The following is an 18,417-nucleotide window of genomic DNA, read 5'->3' on the forward strand; positions in this document are numbered from 1 at the left end:
CGTACGAGCACAAGCCGTGGATCGACGTCATGTGGAAGCATCGGGTCCGGCTGAGCCTGTCAGGGTCACAACACAACTACGAACGGTCGTGTCCGGTGAACAACGACGACGAATGCGTCCGGGGCGGGATGACCGCATTCCAGGTGTCCACCGGGGGTATCGATCTCCGCCCCTTCACCAGCAGCCCGTCCTACATCGAGAAGCGGTTCAGCGACACCCACGGGTTCCTCCGGCTGACACTCCGGGACGACGGGTCCTTCGACTGGAAGTTCGTTCCAACCTCCGGGCCGAGCAGGGACTCGGGTACGCGTTCCGCACCATAAGAGACTGTCTCGGCGCCGACGTCGCCCGCCGACTCCGCTAGGCCCGTGCGGCGAAGGTGCCGCCGGTCGCCAGTCTCATCAGGTCGGTGTCGAAGGCGACCTCCGGAGCGGCCGTTGCGGGGCGGGCGCTCCCGGCGAAGGTGTGCTGGTACTGGCCCCAGGCGTCGTCGGTGATCGCGGACCTGATGCCGGTAGTGACCATTGCCGCAAGTTCCGTCGCCGCACGTTCGATCCGGGTGGTGAGCGCCCTGTCTCCCCAGTCCTCCGGTGCCGCGAAGAGCGAGGTGGGCGTGGTGAGCGTGCGCATGAACGCAAAGAGCGGCCGCAGCTGATCATCGATCACCAGTGCGTGCCGGGCACTGCCGCCGGTTGCCGCGAGGACCACGGGCACGGCGATGAGGAGATCGTTGTCGAGGATGTCCATGAAGGCCTTGAACAGCCCGCTGATGCCTGCCTTGTAGATTGGGGTCGTCGCGATGACGGCGGCCGCGGCGGCGAGCCTGTCGATGGCGGCCTGGAGGTCCTCGTCAGGGAAACCGGAAACGATCGCCTGGGCGATGTTGGCGGCGAGGGGGCGCAGCTCGATGATGCTGACCGCAGCCGGGATGCCCTGCCCTTTGAGGCGGTCCAGTGCTTTCTGGGCCAGGCGGTCGGCAAGCATCCGGGAGGAGGAGGTGTCGCTCATGCCTCCGCTGATGACCACGATGCTGCGGGTCGGCTCCGGGTCCGGGCGGGAGTTCTGGGAGGAGGTGGGGTTCACGAGGGGGTCCGTTCGGTGGTGGGCTTGTTCAGGAGGTCAGGATTGATCACTGCGGTGATCTGCCGGCAGAGGTCGCGAAGCTGTTCGAGCTGGGCGTGGCTGAGGGCGCTGGTCATTCTGGCAGCGACGGCCCGCGCGTGCTTCCGCCCCACCCGTCTTTGCGCTTCGGTTCCCGCGTCGGTTAGGAGAATGCGGGCTTCCCGCCGGTCCACGTGGTTCGGACGCTTTTCAACGAGCCCGCGCTCCTCAAGCCGCGTCACGAGTTTCGACATACCCGGCTGGGAGAGCAGGATCCTCCGGCCAAGGTCGCTGATTCCCAGTCCGCCGTCGGCCTTGGACAGGGTGAAGAGGACGTCGTACTCCCGGTTTGAGAGTTCATCCCAGATCTCGTCGGCGGCGAACCGCCGGCCAAGTGCGCTCTCTGCCTGAAGCAGGGCCTCCCAGGACTCATTCGCCAGCCGGATTTCGTTTCTGTCTTCCCGGTTCATCGGATCACCCTTCTAGCCGATCAGCGGATAGCGGGCCGGTGTCGCGGCGTCGCTGTCCTGGTAGGGCGAGGTGCCGGTGACGTTGTCCCCCCGGTTGGGGTTGGGGCGCGGCTGCCGCGGTGCGGCGTCGCCGTACTTTGCCTTCGTGAGGGACTCGTGGGTGGGGGCGTCCGCCGCACCAGGGGAACGCCGTGCGGCCATCTCCTTGCGCAGCACGGGAACAACCTCCGCGCCGAGCAGTTCGAGCTGGTCAAGCACGGCGGCCAGCGGCAGGCCCGAATGGTCCATGACCCAGAGCTGGCGCTGGTAGTCGCCGAACTTCTCCTGAAATTCCAGGGTTTTGTCGATGATCTGCTGGGGGCTTCCGACGCTCAGCGGGGTCTGCTGCGCGTAGTACTCCAACGGGGCTCCGTGCCCGTAGACCGGCGCTTCGTCGAAGTACGGGCGGAACTCGCGCAGGGCGTCCTGGGAGCGCTTGGCGATGTACGCCTGCCCGCCGAGGCCCACGATCGCCTGGGCCCTGGTGCCGTGCCCGTAGTGCTCGAAGCGCTCGCGGTAGAGGTTGACCAGGGGCAGGAAGTGGAAGTTCGGGGCCAGGATGTTGTTCGCGAAGAATCCGTTGCCATAGTAGGCAGCCTGCTCGGCGATCTCCGGCGTGCGGATCGCGCCGTGCCAGACGAAGGGAGGCACGTCGTCCAGGGGCCGGGGACTGGAAGTGAATCCCTGGAGCGGGGTCCGGAAATTGCCTTCCCAGTCGACGACGTCTTCGCGCCACAGCCGGTGCAGCAGGTTGTAGTTCTCCAGCGCCAACGGCAGGCCCTGACGGATGTCCTTGCCGAACCACGGGTAGACCGGGACGGTGTTGCCGCGCCCGAGGGTCAGGTCCAGCCGGCCCTTGGCCAGATGCTGCGCCATCGCGTACTCCTCGGCGATGCGGACGGGATCGTTCGTCGTGATCAGGGTGACCGACGTCGAAAGAATGATCCGCTTGGTCAGGGCTGCGACATGGGCCAGCAGGGTTGTCGGCGAGGAGGAGAAGAACGGCGGGTTGTGGTGCTCGCCGATGGCGAAGACATCGAGGCCGACCTCCTCGGCCTTGACGGCCATCTTCACCGTTGCATCGATGCGTTCCGCCTCGCTGGGCGTGTAGCCCGTCACCGGGTTCCGTGTGATGTCGCTGACCGAGAAAATTCCGAACTGCATCGTAGGTGCCTTTCACTGGAGGAACTACATAACCAGTTATGTATCTTGCCCGTATAACGGTGCATAACCAGTGATGTATTCCTCCGCCCTCAGTGACATGCAGCACCAGGCCCTGCAGCTCCGGCCCACCGTAACGTGATCTTGGTACGGCCGAAATGTCACCGCAATGCAGGTTCGTCATGCTGAAGCCATGAAGCGGACAGTGGATCACCCGTCTACAGGGTGACATCACTGCATTCCAAGGAAGGGTTTTCATTATGCGAGTCGGTCTCATCAGGGCTCTATCCACCACTGACCGTCGGCTGCTCCACGCCCACGGGCGCCTGCTGCACCATGTCTTCGGGTACGAGGTGACCACCCGGTGCATTCCCGACCAGCCGCACGGCGTCCATGACGCGGCATCATATGAAGCGGCGGGTCCCAAGGTCGCTGAGCTGGCCCGTGAGCTGGCAGGAGGGGTCGACGCCCTGATCATCAGCTGCGCTGCGGATCCCGGACTCGAGGAAACCCGCGCCGCCGTCGGGATTCCCGTCATTGGGGCCGGTTCCGCCGCAGCAGCGGCTGCCCTCGCCTACGGCGGCCGCGTCGGCGTGCTGGGACTGAAACACCCGGTGCCCACACCGATTTCCAGCGCCCTGGGGGAGCGGATGATCCTGCCCGCTGGATCCGACGGCGTGGAGACTTCCAACGGCTTCCTGCTGCCCACCGGCATCTTCACCTCCCTGTCAGGAGCGCAGATGCTTGCCGACGCGGGGGCCGACGTCATCCTGCAGGCGAGCACGGGCCTGAGCAGCATCGGCATGGCAGGGGTGCTGCGCCGTAAGCTCGGCCTTCCGGTCATTGACGCCGTGACGGCTGCCGGCTCCATGCTGACCGCAGCCATATCGATGCGAACCCCCCAACCCGTGTAGGAAAGACCCCGGCCGGTACGCCTTCATCCTGCAACCGGACCCGGGCTCCGGCAGAGTCCACTTCAGGGGTCGCGCGGCCCACGGTCGAGTTCTGCCCGCGGGCCGCACCGCGCTAGTCACCGCGTCCGGCCTCGGTGCTGATGCACAGCCGGTTGCCTTGGGAGTCTGTGGCCACTACCCACATGGGTGCATGTTGATGATCGAGGGTTGCACCAGCGTTTGCCAGAGCATCCACAGTCGAGGCGCTTTCGCTGAAGGGGACAGTGACGTCCACGTGAAGACGATTCACGCTGGGAGTAGGGGACTCCTGAAACCAGACGGCCGGACCCCTGCCATAGGGATCGGTCAGGCTTCCGTCCTCCCGCATCTTGTAGCCCAGAGCCGTTCGCCAGACTTCCGAAATGGCTTCCGGAGCATCGGTGTCGATGGCTATCTCCACTGTGCGCAGGAGTTCCGGGAGAGGCGTGACGCCGTGGGCCTGGGCCTGCTTCGATATCTCGCGGGCCAACCTCACGTCACGCGCCGTCACCCTGTCTCCGGCATCGTGCGACGTGAGCGTGATGAACAAGGTGTCATACCGCCAGTCCACATCAGGGTGGTGGTTGGATTCCTGTGCCAGCCCACCGATGGTGGCAAGCAGATCCAATGCAGCAGCGGATGATTTACACCTAATTGCAGTCCGCAAAGCACCCAAACCGTAGCGCCATTCCGGCAGCTCGAGCAGATTTGCGTGGATTTCCTCCTGGTTCAGAACATCTCCTGCTGGCATGGTTTTCTCCTCCGGCTTTCGATCCTCGGATGTCCCGGGTCAGCCTACGTGTACCCAGGGCCTGCGGGACAGATCAGGCTCGGCCTCGCGCAGCACCTCCCGGGTGACGGGTGCGATTTCACCTTCACCCAGGATGAGGAATTTGACGAGATTGACCAGGGGGTTGCCTTCGGTCCAGCGGAAGTAGACATGCGGCATGAGCCCGGTGATGTCCCGGAGGTGGAGCATCACGGCGGCGATGGTGTTGGGCACGTTCGAGCTGTGGACCTGGAGGATGCGGAATCCATGGCGGGTCACCCCGCGAACGTGGAGGTGCGTTTCAAACTCGGACGAGTCATCGACGATGACCTCAATGAACAAGGGATCATCTGACGGGCTGAGGTGGCTAACGGTGCAGGCGTGCTGGAATTTGCGGCGGTAGGCCGCGGCGTTGAGCCGCTGGGGCTCGTGGGCGATCAGCGAGATCTGCCCGGAGTCCTGCGCCGCGACGAAGGACAACGCCCGGTCATCGAGGGTGATCGTGGCGGCACGCAGTTCAAATGCCCGGCGCGCCCTCGAGGCCAAGGACACCACGAGGATTCCGAGGATGAACAGGGCCGCGATGCCGGCGCCGTCCGGCCTTTCCCACACGTTGGTGAGGGTGGTCCAGATCAGGATCACGGAGATGATCCCGAAGCCGAGCGCGGCCGGGTGCTGGGCACGGCGGCGGGCGGACAGCGTGACGGCCACCGATGCCGAGGTGATCAGCACCAGCACCCCGGTCGCGTAGGCGCCGCTCTGGGCCTCGACGTCGGCCTCGAAGGCGAGGGTGACCACGGCGGCGATGAGAGTGAAGACCAGAACCATGGGCCGGACTGCCCGCGACCAGGCCGGGGCCATGCCGTAGCGGGGCAGGTACCGCGGGACGAGGTTGAGCAGCCCGGTCATGGCGGAGGCACCGGCGAACCAGAGAATGGCGATAGTGCTGACGTCGTAGAGGGTGCCGAAGCCCTCGCCGAGGTATTTGTGGGCGAGGTAGGCCAGAGCGCGGCCGCTGGCCTCGCCGCCCTCCTCGAACTCCTCCGCCGGGATGAGCAGGGTCGTCACGAAGCTTGAGGCGATCAGGAAGCCGCTCATGATCACGGCCGCCGAAGTCAGCAGTTTCTGCGCCCCGATGATCCGCCCCTGGGGCCTTTCGTGAGTGTCGCCCGGGGCGCCCTTGATCTGCGGCATGACCACGACGCCGGTCTCGAACCCCGAGAGCCCGAGCGCGAGCCGGGGGAAGACCAGCAGCGCGACGGCGACCACGGCGACGGGGTTGCTGTGCTGGGCGGTGAGGGTGATCCACCAGTTGCCGACGGGTGCGGGATTGGCGGTGATCTCGGCGGCGGCGGTCACGACGACGACGAGGTTCAGGGCGAGGAAGGCGGCGACCAGGGCGACGGCGATACCGATCGCCTCGTGGAACCCACGGAGGAAGACGACGGCGAGGAGCACCAGGAACACCAGGGTCAAGGCCACCTCCTGGCCGTGCAGCCAGGAGGGCGCGAACGGGTTTTCGATCAGGTGGGCGGTGGCGTCGGCGGCGGAGAGAGTGATGGTGATGATGAAGCTGGTGGCGGCGAACCCCAGCAGGGCGAGCACGAACACCTTGCCCTTCCATCTGGGCAGCAGCTTCTCCAGCATCGCGATCGAGCCCTCGCCATTGGGGCTTTCCCTTGCCACCCGCTTGTAGACAGGCAGTGCACCGAACAAGGTGACCGCCACGAGGATGAGTGTGGCGATGGGAGCCAGGGCGCCGGCCGCGGCGGCGGCGATGGCCGGCTGGTACCCGAGGGTTGAGAAGTAATCCACCCCGGTCAGGCACATCACCTTCCACCAGGGCTGCACTGCGGATTTGGGCCGGCGCTGGGGTCGGCGCTGGTTCTCGTCGTCGAGGAGCCAGTGACCGAGCCGGCGGGCCCGGCGGGACTGGATGACGTGCTCTAGGGTTGCGCTCACGGGCTCGAATCTACGCCCGGCCTGATGGGGCAAGCGCGCTTCTTGATGGATCCTTAACACCCTCACTGGGGCTTTCCGGGCTAAGGCCTTCCACGCGAACGGCCGGGCCGCGCGGATCAGGGCTCGAACCGGTATCCCATCCCGCTTTCGGTGATGAAGTAGCGCGGACGGGCCGGGTCGGGTTCGAGCTTGCGCCGCAGCTGGTTCAGGTACACCCGCAGGTACTGCACCTCCCGGGCATAGGCCGGACCCCAGACCTCCAGCAGCAGTTTCTGTTGTGTGACGAGCTGGCCTGGGTTCCGCACCAGCAGCTCGACGAGCCGCCATTCGGTGGGGGTCAGGCGTACCTGTTCGCCGCGGCGCTCGGCCTTCCTGCCCGCAAGGTCCAGCCGGAAGTCGCCGGTGGTGACCACGGGTGTCCCCGGAGCCGCGGCAGAGCGCCGCTCCGCTGCACGCAGGCGCGCCAGCAGCTCTTCGAGGCCGAAGGGTTTGGTCACATAGTCGTCGGCTCCGGCATCCAGTGCCTCGACCTTGTCCTCGGGACCGTGGCGGGCGGACAGCACGATGATCGGCACCTGGGTCCAGGCCCGCAGGCCGGCGATGACCTGCACCCCGTCCATGTCCGGCAGCCCCAGGTCAAGGAGCACCAGGTCGGGGCGGTGCTCGGAGGCGGCCGAAAGGGCGGATGCGCCGTCGACGGCGATCACCGGGTGGTAGCCGTGGGTGCGCAGGTTGATCTGCAGCGCGCGCAGCAGCTGCGGTTCGTCCTCCACTACCAGCACCGTGGTCACAGTCGAACCCCCGTTGAAAGGGGCAGTCGGATGATCATGATCAGACCGCCACCCGGTGCCGGTTCGGCAAGCAGTTCCCCGCCCATCACTTCGGTGAACCCGCGGGCGACCGCCAGGCCCAGTCCCACGCCGGCGGGGCCGGCATCGTCCAGGCGCTGGAAGGGTTGAAACATGCGCACCATCCCGTCGGCGCCGACTCCGGGTCCATGGTCGCGGATGCGCAGTTCGCCCGCCGGGAAGCCCCCGAGGGTGCCGGAAACCGCAGACGTGACCACGATGTCGGTGCTGCCCGCATGCTTCTGCGCGTTCTCGGCGAGATTGGCGATGACCCGTTCGAGCATGCCGAAGTCCGCCTGCACCGGGGGAGCGTTGGGCTCGAGCAGAATCCGCACATTCGCCGACGGCAGCCCCCGCACGGCGGCGCCGACCACGTCCGGCCAGTGCACGGGCCCCAGGTGCGCGGTTGCTGCATCGCCGCTCAGCCGCGACATGTCGAGCAGATTGTCGATCAGCGACGCCAGCCGGTCCGATGAGGCCTCGATGGTGCCAAGCAGCTCGTCCTCTTCCTCAGGGGAAAAGTCGACGCCGGGCTGCCGCAGGCTGGTGACCGCCAGCTTAATCCCGGCAAGCGGTGTTCGCAGGTCATGGGAGACCGCCCGCAGAATCGCGGTGCGCATAACGTTTCCCTCAGCCAGCCGGCGGTTCTCCTCGGCGCTGGCGGACAGCTGCTGACGCTGACGCAACGCCGCCAGCTGGGACCCGAAAGCCACAAGCAGCCGCTGCTCCCGGGACGTCAGAGGCCGGCCGTACAGCACCAGCTTCAATCCACCGGGAACCCGGATTGCAGGATCCCGGTCGCCGGCCGTCCCACGTGCCGGCAGATCCCCTCCCTCGGAAGCCGACGGCGCGCCGTCCACGGCGAGCATCGTCCAGGTGCCGGGCCCGGTAGCGCGGGCGTCGTCCCCCTCATCCCGGACAAACAGCGAGGCTCCTGCCATACCGAAATGGGTGCGTACATGGTGGAGGAAGCCCTGGAGCGTGTCCTCCGCGGCCAGCACGCCCCGGGCAAGTTCACCCAGCGTCGCGGCATCCGCCGACGCGATGGCGGCCTCCCGGGAACGACGGGACGCAAGTCCGACCACCAGGGACACCGAGACCGCAACGGCCACGAAAATCACCAGGGTGAGCAGGTTCTCGGCGTCGGCGATCTCCAGGGAACCGAACGGCTCCGTCGAGAAGTAATTAAGGATCAGGCTGCTCCACAGCGCACCCAGCAGCGCAGGCCACAGCCCGCCGACCAACGCAACCGCCACCACCCCGGCGACCTGCAGCAGGACGTCGGCGGCCAGGAAATCACCGCCCGCGGCGAACGTGCCCCACTCCAAAAGCGGCGGAAGAGCCAATGCCAAAGCAAATCCAACGAGGGTACGCACACGGCCAAGTTCCGGTGCCGCTAATCGAGCCATCCCGTAATCCTCGCAGGTCATCCGCGCTTGGCACCTATCCGAACACCCGAGGAGCAGAGGCCGCACTCCTCCTAAAACTCTTCGCTGTCGGGGGCCCTGGGTTCGGGTTGAACGGTGTCATGCCAGCGCAGGACGCGGAGTGCGCGTAGGGTGTTCCAGCGGCTCGGCCTGCCATCGCCCGCCTCCATCTCGAAGTGGACCAGCCCGGGGTGCGTATTTTCCAGCAGCCAGCTGCCATCGCGCTGCTGCTTGTCGCGGAGCAGCCCGAAGGCCTCGGACAATCTCGGGTCACAGGGACCGCCGACGGCCCGGAAGTAGTCGAGACCGCGCAGAACGTCATAGTGCCACTGCACCGGAAACGAGAACTGCAGCCAGTTCGAGTCGATGACCTGCCCGGTGCTCGCACCACGGTAGAGGCTACGCGCCAGAAGGTATTCCTCGCCACGTCGCCGGGCATCCGCGACCGGCGTCGTTCCACCGGTACGTTCGTACTCCAACAAGCCCTCCAACACGCAGATGGTGGAGTGGAACGAAGATCTGGTGGACCCCCTCTCGGCCTCGCAGTTCCATCCGCCATCATCGAGTTGCTCGGTAATCAGCCGGTTGACGATCCCGTCGACGTTCTCGCCGAAGTACGCTCCGATCGCGACGGTTCCTCCATTGATGCACGGCTCAACCTCGCCGTCGAAGAACGGTTCACCGGCGTACTCCCAGGTGGAGTGCTGTCGCACCCCGCTCAGAGCTGCCCGGACGGCGGGGTGGGTCGGGTCGATGCCGAAGTCACGGAGCAGCTTCAGGGTCGGCTGCGTTGCAGTCCAGGGCTGACCGTCCGGGTCACCAACTATCGGCTGTGGTGGACGCCAGCCGCGGTCTGGATAGTAGGCTCCGCCGGCCCATTGCCCGTTGGACTGGAGGTTGAGGAGCTTTTCCCCCCAGCCGGTCTCGGCCACCCGTGCGCGTTCTGCTGCGACATGGGCCGCAGGTGCGTCGGATAGATCACGGAGCACCTGCCACCGGATCGCTGGATCGGCATCCAGCAGCCAGGTTAGATCGTCGCTCATCGCTCGTCTCCTAATATGTGCTCACGCGTTGTTCGGCCGAGCGGGCCCTGGGCTTTGATCGGGAGAGAACGACACCGGCCAGAATGATCAGGGCACCGAGCGGCTGATGCCAGGTCAGCGACTCGCCTAAAATTACCGCACCTGCGACGACGCCGACTACCGGGGTCAGGTAGGTGACGGAGGAGCCAATGGTCGCTCCCCAGCCCGCGATGATCTGGGTGTTCCAGAGGTAGGCCATGCCTGTGCTCAGGCACCCCAGACCGAGCATGGCCACGGCAATGGGGACGCTAAGGCGAACGGCTCCGGTCGAGAAAACCGGCGCGAGGGCGAGGGTGGTCACGGCGCCGAGGCCCACCTGGACGAACGCCACCGAAGCGGCCGGGAGACGGAGGGGGCTGATGAACTTACGGATCCACACCATCGCGATGCCGTAGCACAGGGTTGCTCCGAGACAGAGCATCTGACCGCGGAGACTCGATGCTGAAGCACCAAGGCTCCACACTCCAACGACGACGGCTGCACCAAGGAAGCCGGTCAGAATGCCGAGGGCAGCCCTGGGCGTCAGCCGTTCTCCCGGAAGGGCAGCGAAAGCGATCAGCCCGGTGATGAGCGGTGTGGTCGCGTTGTAGATGCTGGCGAGACCGGAATCGATTTCGGTCTCTGCCACAGCGAACAGCGTGAAAGGAATGACGCAGAGAAACAGTGAGATGAAGAAGAGGTGCGCCCAGACGGCGAGGCCTTGAGGAAGGCGGTGTCGTCCGGCCCCGACCACGATCGCCAGCGTTATGGCGCCCAGGACCATCCGCCCGAGTACGACCTGCTGAGGGGACATACCTTCCAGCGCGACCTTGATGAACAGGAAGCTCAGACCCCACACCGCAGCCAACAGCACGAACCGCAGCGCAAGGCCTGCGTTACTCACCGGGTTCATGCAGGGGAGCCTACCGGAAGCCATCCAACCCGACTGGCGGGAATCGGACGGGTCAGTAGACGCTTGCGTCGTAGCGGCTGCGCGCCGCCTCGATGCCCGGCAGATGATCCGCCGCCCATTCAAGGATCGTATCGACCGGCGCTCGAAGGGTCTTGCCCAATGCCGTGATGCGGTACTCCACCGCTACGGGCCGGGCGTCGAGAACGACGCGTTCGACGACGCCGTTGCGTTCAAGCCGGCGCAGGGTGCCGGTCAATGATTTCTGCGTGACTGCCGGAATGGCCCGGCGCAACTCATTGAAGCGGCAGGGCCGCTCACACAACTCTCCCAGCACCTGCAGCGACCACTTATCGAGCACCTGATCAAGGAGCTCCCGGTGCGGCGCACTCAGCTCAAAGCGGTCCGTGGAATGGGGATCAGTATCCGGCATGAAACCTAGTCTCGTTGAAGTGTCCAAAACATACCAAGTACCTTAACGATACCAACTACGAGCTGAAGGAGATTTCCATGAGCGTTCGCCTGTCCTCCCCCCAGGGCATGATGCCCTCAACCCCTTACCACCACGTCGCCGTTGCGACCGGCACCCGCCACGTGTACGTTGCGGGCCAGGTTGCTACGAACCAGGACGGAGCACCGCAGACGCCAGGCGACCTCGCCGGACAGGTTGCCTCTGCCCTCCGCAACGTCCACGAAGGCCTGACCAGCACCGGCGCCACCTTCAACGACGTCGTACGCCTCACCTTCTACGTGACAGGCTGGGCCCCTGAAAAAATTGAGGCCTTCATGGCGGGCATCGACTCCGTCGCAGAGGAACTCGCGATGCCGTCGCCGATGCCTCCCGCATCATTGATCGGAGTCGAATCCCTCTTCGAACCCGGTGTTCTCGTCGAGGTCGAAGCCACCGCCATCCTCGACTGACCAGCCGATGTGAACCGCTCTCCGGCGTCGCCGTTGACACCAGTGCCAGGGCGGGTGCAGCTAGCGCATCACCGAGCTGAGGAGCAGGCTCGTCTCGCTGTTCACGACCCCTTCGATCGAGCGGATCTGCCCGAGCACCGCATCGAACCGGGCGAGGCTGTCCGTGCGCAGTTCCGCCACGAGGTCCCACCCGCCGTTGGTGGTGTGCAGGGTGGTGATCTCCGGCAGGCCCCGGAGCTGGCGGATCACCCGGTCGGTGGCCCGCCCCTCAACCGCGATCATCGACACCGCCCGGATGGCCAGCGGATCCATCTCATCACGGACCCGGACGGAAAATCCCACCACGGTGCCTGTCGCGACGAGGCGGTCGAGCCGGCTGTTCACCGTCGCCCGGGCCACGCCGAGGGTCCGTGCGAGGCTTGCCACCGAGGCCCTGCCGTCCTCACGGAGGGCCGAGAGGAGCCGGCGGTCGAGGTCATCGAGAGTTGCCATCTACAGAAGTTACATCGGCGGGCGGCAAAATGCTCAGTGGCCCAGCAAAAAGCCGGCATCCCGCTCATTGAGTGTGCAAATGGACCAGGCCTAAGCTTTTCCCAAGACCACTAAGGAGGCGCTCGTGACGCGTTTTGTCGATGTCCGCAATATGGCCCGCTGGGTGGCCAGCCGGGGGCCCGAAAGCGTGATCGGAGGCCTCGTCGACTACCTCGAGGCAGACTTCCTGCGCTGGGAAAGCTTCGACAAGTCGCCGCGCGTGGCCAGCCACACCCCGTTCGGGGTGATCGAACTGATGCCCACGAGCGACAACGAGACCTACGGCTTCAAGTACGTCAATGGGCACCCCTCCAACCCCGGGCGCGGCTTCCAGACCGTCACCGCCTTCGGCGTGCTGGCTGATGTCTCCAACGGCTATCCGACGTTCCTGACCGAGATGACGGTCCTGACGGCGCTGCGAACCGCAGCCACCTCGGCCCTGGCAGCGAGGGCGCTGGCGAGGCCCGGCGCACGGCGCATGGCCCTGATCGGTGCCGGCAGCCAGGCGGAATTCCAGGCCCTCGCCTTCCGCGGCGCCCTCGGCATCGACGAACTCAGCCTGTGGGACACCGACCCGGCGGCGATCGAGAAGGTGGTCCGCAACCTGACACCCCTGGGTTTCGAAATCACCGTGGCGTCCTCCGCCGCCGAGGCCGTCGTTGGTGCGGACATTGTCACCACCTGCACGGCGGACAAGGCCCGCGCGACCATCCTCACCGACGACATGGTCGAACCCGGCATGCACCTCAATGCCATCGGCGGGGACTGCCCGGGCAAGACGGAGCTGGACCCGGCGATCCTGCGCCGATCCGCCGTCTTCGTCGAGTTCACCCCGCAGACCCGCATCGAAGGCGAGATCCAGCAGCTGCCGGCCGACTTCCCCGTCACCGAACTCTGGCAGGTCCTCACCGGCTCCGCCCGCGGGCGCACCGCACCGCAGGAGGTCACGGTTTTCGATTCGGTCGGGTTCGCGATCGAAGATTTCTCGGCCATGCGCTTCGTCCGCGACGCCGTTGAGGGCACCCGGTTCGTCGAGGACATCGACCTTGTGGCCAATCCCGATGACCCCAAGGACCTCTTCGGGTTCGTCGGATCGTTTTCCCCAATCCTGACCTGACCCGCCGGCGCGGACGGGGCGCACAAGGTGATGGACTCCATGGCCTTTTCCCGGGCCTCGTCCTAGCTGTCGTGCTCCGCCGGCAGATCGTCGGCCAGCATCGATGACGTGTCCGGCAGGGTCCGGGCGTTATAGTCAACGATCTGCCAGCCGCGGTCGGCGTGTTCTTCCAGAACGGTCCAGGCGCAGTTGGCCATGCCGGCGAACATCTCGCGCATGTGGACAGGAGCGTCGAAAAAAGCCATCAGTCCGCTGCGCAGGGCGGCGCCGTGGCCGACCAGTACGCCGGTTCCGCCGCCCCGCAGGGCCAGGGCCGCCTCCCTCATCACGGTCTTCATCCGATCGTTCACTTCCGAGGGCAGCTCGGCACCCGGGACCCGGTAATTCTCCTCGGTGAAGAACTTCCGATGGATCTCCGGGTGCTGCTGACGGAACTCCCCGAAGGTGGTGCCCTGCCGGATGCCGACATCGTATTCGCGTAGCCGTTTGTCATGCACCGTTTCGAGGCCGGTCAGTCGAGCCAGTGCGTCGGCGGTATGCCGGGCACGTTCCAGGTCGCTCGACCAGATGAATTGTGGCTTGAGCGTCGCGAGCAGGTTCGCCGCCCGCCTCGCCTGGCGGCGGCCGGTCGCATCGAGCGGGATGTCTGCGTGGCCCTGCGCCTTCTCAAGCACATTCCATTCGGTCTGGCCATGCCGCCACAACACCAGACGGGGACGTTGGCCGTCGGCCCGTAGCTCCTGCATCAGTTACCCTCACTTCCGCTTGTTTCCAATGGCCACGACCCAGATCCCGAGGTGATCCGGTTCCGGCCGGGCGCTTTGCGGTCCCGGATCCAAAGGGTACTGAGCTATTCCCAAAGGGCCCGCGGAACCGTAGGCTTCGAGCTGATCCTATCGATAGCCGGGACGGGGACCACCGGCGCCCGTGGCGAGAAGGAATTGGCATGCGCGCAGACGTCCAGGATTGGTATTCGACCCATAGCTTTCAGGGCAGCGTGTTCGACCGGTGGGACCTCGTGGCGCGCAAGCAGGGCCAGCGCGTCAGTGTGGTGCTTCCTGCGAAGAACGAGGCAGCAACCATTGGGGCGATCGTCACGGCGCTGCGCGCCGAGTTGATGGAGGAGGTTCCGCTGCTGGATGAGCTCATCGTGATTGATTCGAACTCCAGCGACGATACGTCCGCCGTAGCGGCGAGCGCCGGAGCGCGGGTAGCGCACCAGGACCAGATCCTGCCTGGCGCCGGATGCATTCCAGGCAAGGGCGAAGCGCTGTGGAAGTCCCTGGCCATCGCCTCGGGGGACATCATCGTGTTCATCGACGCTGACCTGCACGGGTTCGACGCGCAGTTCGCCGTCGGCCTGCTCGGCCCGCTGCTGACCGATCCGCAGATCCACTTCGTCAAGAGCTACTACGACCGACCCCTCGATGATGGGCTCCGGCTCATGCCGGCAGGCGGCGGCCGGGTAACGGAGCTCGTGGCGCGCCCCCTGCTGAATCTGTTCTGGCCCCAGCTCGCCGGCGTCGTCCAGCCGTTGGCCGGAGAGTACGCCGCCCGCCGCAGCCTGCTCGAATGCATACCGTTTGTCTCCGGCTACGGCGTAGAGATCGGCATGTTGATCGACGTGCTTGAAACAGTCGGCCTGGGTGGCATGGCCCAGGTGGACCTCGGCGAACGCCGTCACCGCAACTCCACCGATGGCGAGCTGGCCAGGATGGCGATGCAGATCCAGCTCACCGTGCAGTCGCGGCTGCACCGGCGCGGGCTCGCCCCGGCTGCCCCGCCCACCGTGGAGCTGACCCAGTTCCTGCGTGACGGTGAACACTACATCGGTGACAGCACCGTCATCGGGGTATCAGAACGCCCCCCGATGCTTGAGATCGGCCAGCACTCCTTCACCACCGGCAAGTGGGCCTGAGCATGCGGATCCTCATCAACGCCGGACCCTGGCTGCCCGTCCCTCCCTCCGGCTACGGTGGCATTGAGACGGTCATCGCCACCCTGGTCCCCGAACTGCGCCGCGCCGGCCAACATGTCACCCTGGCCACCGTCGGCATCAGCACGATCGAAGCGGACAGCTACCTGCATCCGGTGGCCGAGCCGCAGTTCGCCTCGATCGCCCGGCCCTACAACCAGGTGTCGGGTATCGCGCACGCCCAGATGCAGGGGATCGTGAAGGCCATTTACGACGGCGGCAGCTGGGATCTCGTCCACGATCACCTTGAAGTCGTGGGGCCGGCGGTCTTCGCCGCCATGGGCCGGGCCGCCCCGCCGGTGCTGCAGACCCTGCACTGGGACCTGGCCAAGCACAAGGCGTTCTACGAATCATTCGACGGCCGCGGCCGGGTCCGGTTCGCCGCAGTATCGCAGTCCCAGCTGGACAGGGCACCGGAGGCACTGCGGCGTCAGACCATCGGCGTCGTCCCGTTGGCGGCTCCGCCGGGGCTCGAAATCCACGCGGACAAAGCAGACCACGCCCTGGTGCTGGCCCGCATCACCCGGGACAAGGGACAGGATGCAGCCGTTCGGATCTGTCGGCAGGCGGGCCTGCCGCTGGTGCTCGCCGGGCCGGTCGCCGGCATCAACGATCCTGAGGAGCTGGATCGCCGTCTGGCCGCCGGCGACGCCCAGTTGATGTCCCACCCGGATGTTGCCTACTTCCAGGACGAGGTCCGTCCGCTGCTCGACGGCGACCGGTACCGGTGGATCGGAGGCATCGGCGGCGAGGTGAAGGAACGCGTACTGCGTTCCGCGCGGGTGCTGCTGGCGCCCAACCAATGGGCCGAGCCCGGAGCAACCGGCGTGGTGGAAGCCCTGTCACGGGGCGTTCCCGTCGTCGGCACGCCGCTGGGAGTGCTGCCCTCTCTGGTGCAGCACGGCCGCACCGGCTTCCTTGCCGCCGACGAACAGGAGCTGGCCCGGTTCCTTTCCAAACTGGACAGTATCCGTGCCGAGGACTGTATCGAGGCGGCGTCGGTCTGGACGCCGGAGGCGATGGCTGCCAGCTACCTGCGTCTATACGACCAACTACTTTCGGAGGCCCCATGACCGTGAACGTAGCCCTCATCGGCGCCGGATCAGTGGGGCAGCGCCATGCCTCAAACCTGCGTAAACTCGGCGTCCGGATCGCGAGTGTCACCGACGCTCAGCCGGCTGCGGCCGAAAGGCTGGCCCGCGACGTGGACGCACCGGCGTTCACCGATCCCGATTCGGCGCTGGACCGGGTGGACGTCGACGCGGTCTATGTCTGCGTGCCTCCCTTCGCCCACGGTCCGGGGGAGCGTGCCGCACTCGGCAGGGGCCTGCCGCTGTTCGTTGAGAAGCCGGTCGGCCTGGGCTTGGAAGGAGCTGAGGAAATCGGCCGGCTCGTCGAGGCTGCAGGGGTCGTTACGGGCACCGGCTACCACTGGCGGTGCATGGACGTCATGGAGCACGCACGCGGCCTCCTGGCCGAGGCACCGGCCCTGCTGGCCAGCGGATACTGGCTGGACAAGCGCCCGCCGGTCGCGTGGTGGGGCCGGGTGGACCGATCCGGAGGCCAGGTGGTGGAGCAGCTGACCCACGTCCTGGACACTGCCCGCTTCCTCCTCGGTGAAGTCGTCGAGGTCTACGCCGCCGGAGTCCGGGACGCGCCGGAAGCCGGCCAGCGGGCGGCGGGCGGGGAGCCGGACGACGTCGACGACGCCACGGCGGCCACTCTGCGCTTCGCCTCCGGGGCGGTCGCGACGCTGGCGGCGACCTCCGTGCTCCCCGCCAAGCACCGGGCCGCTTTGCATACCGTGAGCCGCGGCCTGTACCTGGAGGTGTCCGAAGCAGGCCTCAGCAGCTTCGACGGCACGTCCCGAACGGATCTCGCCTGCGCGGAGGACCCGCGCGTGGTGGTGGACCGGGAATTCATCGAAGCCGTCCAAGGTCGGCGGGAAGCCACGCGCACACCCTATGCCGAGGCCCTGCGCAGTCACCGGCTCGGCTTCGCCATCGCCGAATCGGCCCGCGCCGGGCTGCCGGTCACGCTGTCCGAAGACCGGACAGCCGTCGGAGGAGCAGCGCTGTGAGGCGCCGCAACGTCGTCATCCCGGAGGCCGGCCACCTGGACATTGTCGAGGAACACCTGCCCGACGTACCCGAGGGAGGGCTGCTGCTGGAGACCCTGGTCACCGGGCTGTCCGCGGGCACGGAACTGGCCTTCGTGAAGGGGGATCACCCGGGGCTGCGGTCGCGCCTGGATCCCGATCTTGGCCTGTTCCTGCCGGATTCCGCCGACAGCGCCTACCCAATCCGCCGCCTGGGCTACATGGAGGTCGCCCGGGTGGCGGAATCGCGCACCCCCGCCTTCTCGGAGGGGGATATCCTCGCCGCCGCCTACGGTCACGCCACCGCGCACGTCGCGGATCCCCTCAGTGAGCACCTCGTGCTGCTGGAGGACAACCTTGACCCGCTGCTCGGCGTCTTCGTGGCCCACCTCGGGCCGATCTGCGCCAACGGCCTGCTGCATGCCGCAGCCGAGGCAACCGGTGGCCAGGTCCGAAGCCTCGCCGACGGTGTGGACGGACGCCAGGTGCTGGTCACCGGAGCCGGCCCCATCGGGCTTCTGACCGCCTTGTTCGCCCGCTCACTCGGCGCGCGGGAAGTCGCCGTCGCGGACTCGGACCCGCGCCGCCGCCGGCTGGCTGAAGAACTGGGATTCCTCGCCCTGGACCTTGACGACGATCCGGGCAGGCTATTGAAGACGCGGTGGCGCCACGGGCCGGCGGACCGGGGAGCCGACGTCGTGTTCCAGTGCCGCGGACGTGCCGAAGCACTCCATACGGCCCTCCGGGCCGCCCGCCCCCAGGGAACCATCATCGATCTGGCCTTCTATACCAGCGGAGCGGACGCCGTTCGGCTGGGGGAGGAGTTCCATCACAACGGGCTGAACCTGCGCTGCGCGCAGATCGGCCGGGTGCCGCGCGGGCTGGCAGGGTACTGGGACAGGGCACGGCTTTCCGCCGAGACCGTTCGACTGCTTCGCGCCCACGGCGATGTGATCCGCAAGCACCTGGTGACCGACGTCGTACCGTACGAGGACGCACCGCGGCTCATGCATGAAGTATCGCTGCGCGAACGGCACGTACTGACCGCCGTTTTTGCCGTGGCCCCCGCATACCTCTGAGTACGGATCCGCTGTC

Annotated in this window: 19 protein-coding genes and 1 pseudogene; 8 read left to right on the plus strand and 12 right to left on the minus strand. The window is 66.6% G+C overall.

Annotated elements, in window-relative coordinates; genetic code table 11:
* A pseudogene (locus tag QZX79_RS06090) lies at positions 1–323 on the plus strand (hypothetical protein); the annotation flags it as partial.
* Between the two features lie 37 nt (positions 324–360).
* On the opposite strand, the gene QZX79_RS06095 reads toward QZX79_RS06090, so the two are convergent.
* From QZX79_RS06095 to QZX79_RS06105, 3 genes are read right to left on the minus strand one after another with little or no spacing between them, the layout of a single operon-like run.
* Entirely contained in the window at positions 361–1,083 is a 723-nt protein-coding gene (locus QZX79_RS06095; protein ID WP_294566074.1) for a CE1759 family FMN reductase, read from the minus strand.
* Entirely contained in the window at positions 1,080–1,571 is a 492-nt protein-coding gene (locus QZX79_RS06100) for a MarR family winged helix-turn-helix transcriptional regulator (RefSeq protein ID WP_294566075.1), read from the minus strand. The genes QZX79_RS06095 and QZX79_RS06100 overlap by 4 nt, the downstream gene beginning before the upstream one ends.
* Positions 1,572–1,583: 12 nt before the next feature.
* The gene (locus QZX79_RS06105) at positions 1,584–2,774 is read right to left on the minus strand and encodes an LLM class flavin-dependent oxidoreductase (protein WP_294566077.1); all 1,191 of its coding nucleotides are present in this window, start codon (positions 2,772–2,774) and stop codon (positions 1,584–1,586) included.
* A gap of 257 nt (positions 2,775–3,031) precedes the next feature.
* On the opposite strand from QZX79_RS06105, the gene QZX79_RS06110 reads away from it, so the two are divergent.
* The gene (locus tag QZX79_RS06110; protein ID WP_294566080.1) at positions 3,032–3,685 is read left to right on the plus strand and encodes an aspartate/glutamate racemase family protein; all 654 of its coding nucleotides are present in this window, start codon (positions 3,032–3,034) and stop codon (positions 3,683–3,685) included.
* Positions 3,686–3,797: 112 nt separating this feature from the next.
* Here the strand turns inward: QZX79_RS06110 and QZX79_RS06115 are convergent, their stop codons facing one another.
* The 7 genes from QZX79_RS06115 to QZX79_RS06145 all read right to left on the minus strand — a co-directional run bounded on the left by QZX79_RS06115 (position 3,798) and on the right by QZX79_RS06145 (position 11,113).
* On the minus strand, positions 3,798–4,454 hold the full coding sequence (locus QZX79_RS06115) for a 4a-hydroxytetrahydrobiopterin dehydratase (RefSeq protein ID WP_294566083.1): 657 nt from the start codon (positions 4,452–4,454) through the stop codon (positions 3,798–3,800).
* A 39-nt stretch (positions 4,455–4,493) separates the two neighbouring features.
* Positions 4,494–6,302: an amino acid transporter gene (locus QZX79_RS06120; RefSeq protein WP_294566212.1), complete on the minus strand. Its 1,809-nt coding sequence runs from the start codon at positions 6,300–6,302 to the stop codon at positions 4,494–4,496.
* A gap of 248 nt (positions 6,303–6,550) precedes the next feature.
* Positions 6,551–7,225: a response regulator gene (locus tag QZX79_RS06125; protein WP_294566085.1), complete on the minus strand. Its 675-nt coding sequence runs from the start codon at positions 7,223–7,225 to the stop codon at positions 6,551–6,553.
* Positions 7,222–8,634, minus strand: a complete 1,413-nt coding sequence (locus tag QZX79_RS06130; protein ID WP_294566088.1) for a DUF4118 domain-containing protein — start codon at positions 8,632–8,634, stop codon at positions 7,222–7,224. Before QZX79_RS06130 ends, QZX79_RS06125 begins: the two co-directional genes overlap by 4 nt.
* Positions 8,635–8,762: 128 nt before the next feature.
* Entirely contained in the window at positions 8,763–9,752 is a 990-nt protein-coding gene (locus QZX79_RS06135) for a hypothetical protein (protein ID WP_294566091.1), read from the minus strand.
* 10 nt (positions 9,753–9,762) lie between these two features.
* Positions 9,763–10,683, minus strand: a complete 921-nt coding sequence (locus QZX79_RS06140; RefSeq protein WP_294566094.1) for a DMT family transporter — start codon at positions 10,681–10,683, stop codon at positions 9,763–9,765.
* Between the two features lie 52 nt (positions 10,684–10,735).
* Complete coding sequence (locus QZX79_RS06145; RefSeq protein ID WP_294566097.1) at positions 10,736–11,113, minus strand: helix-turn-helix domain-containing protein; 378 nt, start codon at positions 11,111–11,113, stop codon at positions 10,736–10,738.
* A gap of 77 nt (positions 11,114–11,190) precedes the next feature.
* Between QZX79_RS06145 and QZX79_RS06150 the strand changes: the two genes are divergently transcribed.
* The gene (locus tag QZX79_RS06150) at positions 11,191–11,601 is read left to right on the plus strand and encodes a RidA family protein (protein ID WP_294566099.1); all 411 of its coding nucleotides are present in this window, start codon (positions 11,191–11,193) and stop codon (positions 11,599–11,601) included.
* Positions 11,602–11,661: 60 nt separating this feature from the next.
* On the opposite strand, the gene QZX79_RS06155 is transcribed toward QZX79_RS06150, so the two are convergent.
* Positions 11,662–12,093 (minus strand): Lrp/AsnC family transcriptional regulator, encoded by a 432-nt coding sequence (locus tag QZX79_RS06155; protein WP_120168416.1) that lies wholly within the window; start codon positions 12,091–12,093, stop codon positions 11,662–11,664.
* A gap of 124 nt (positions 12,094–12,217) precedes the next feature.
* Between QZX79_RS06155 and QZX79_RS06160 the strand changes: the two genes are divergently transcribed.
* On the plus strand, positions 12,218–13,249 hold the full coding sequence (locus QZX79_RS06160; protein ID WP_294566104.1) for an ornithine cyclodeaminase: 1,032 nt from the start codon (positions 12,218–12,220) through the stop codon (positions 13,247–13,249).
* 62 nt (positions 13,250–13,311) lie between these two features.
* Here the strand turns inward: QZX79_RS06160 and QZX79_RS06165 are convergent, their stop codons facing one another.
* Entirely contained in the window at positions 13,312–13,995 is a 684-nt protein-coding gene (locus tag QZX79_RS06165) for a histidine phosphatase family protein (protein WP_294566107.1), read from the minus strand.
* Positions 13,996–14,195: 200 nt separating this feature from the next.
* Here QZX79_RS06165 and QZX79_RS06170 point away from each other — a divergent pair, with 200 nt between their 5' ends.
* From QZX79_RS06170 to QZX79_RS06185, 4 genes are read left to right on the plus strand one after another with little or no spacing between them, the layout of a single operon-like run.
* The gene (locus QZX79_RS06170) at positions 14,196–15,167 is read left to right on the plus strand and encodes a glucosyl-3-phosphoglycerate synthase (protein ID WP_294566110.1); all 972 of its coding nucleotides are present in this window, start codon (positions 14,196–14,198) and stop codon (positions 15,165–15,167) included.
* Between the two features lie 2 nt (positions 15,168–15,169).
* Positions 15,170–16,297, plus strand: a complete 1,128-nt coding sequence (locus QZX79_RS06175; RefSeq protein ID WP_294566112.1) for a glycosyltransferase — start codon at positions 15,170–15,172, stop codon at positions 16,295–16,297.
* Complete coding sequence (locus tag QZX79_RS06180; protein WP_294566115.1) at positions 16,294–17,304, plus strand: Gfo/Idh/MocA family protein; 1,011 nt, start codon at positions 16,294–16,296, stop codon at positions 17,302–17,304. Before QZX79_RS06175 ends, QZX79_RS06180 begins: the two co-directional genes overlap by 4 nt.
* Positions 17,301–18,401 (plus strand): zinc-binding dehydrogenase, encoded by a 1,101-nt coding sequence (locus QZX79_RS06185; protein WP_294566119.1) that lies wholly within the window; start codon positions 17,301–17,303, stop codon positions 18,399–18,401. The genes QZX79_RS06180 and QZX79_RS06185 overlap by 4 nt, the downstream gene beginning before the upstream one ends.
* Positions 18,402–18,417 lie beyond the last annotated feature (16 nt).

The organism is uncultured Arthrobacter sp. (assembly GCF_902805515.1).
Lineage (GTDB): Bacteria > Actinomycetota > Actinomycetes > Actinomycetales > Micrococcaceae > Arthrobacter_D.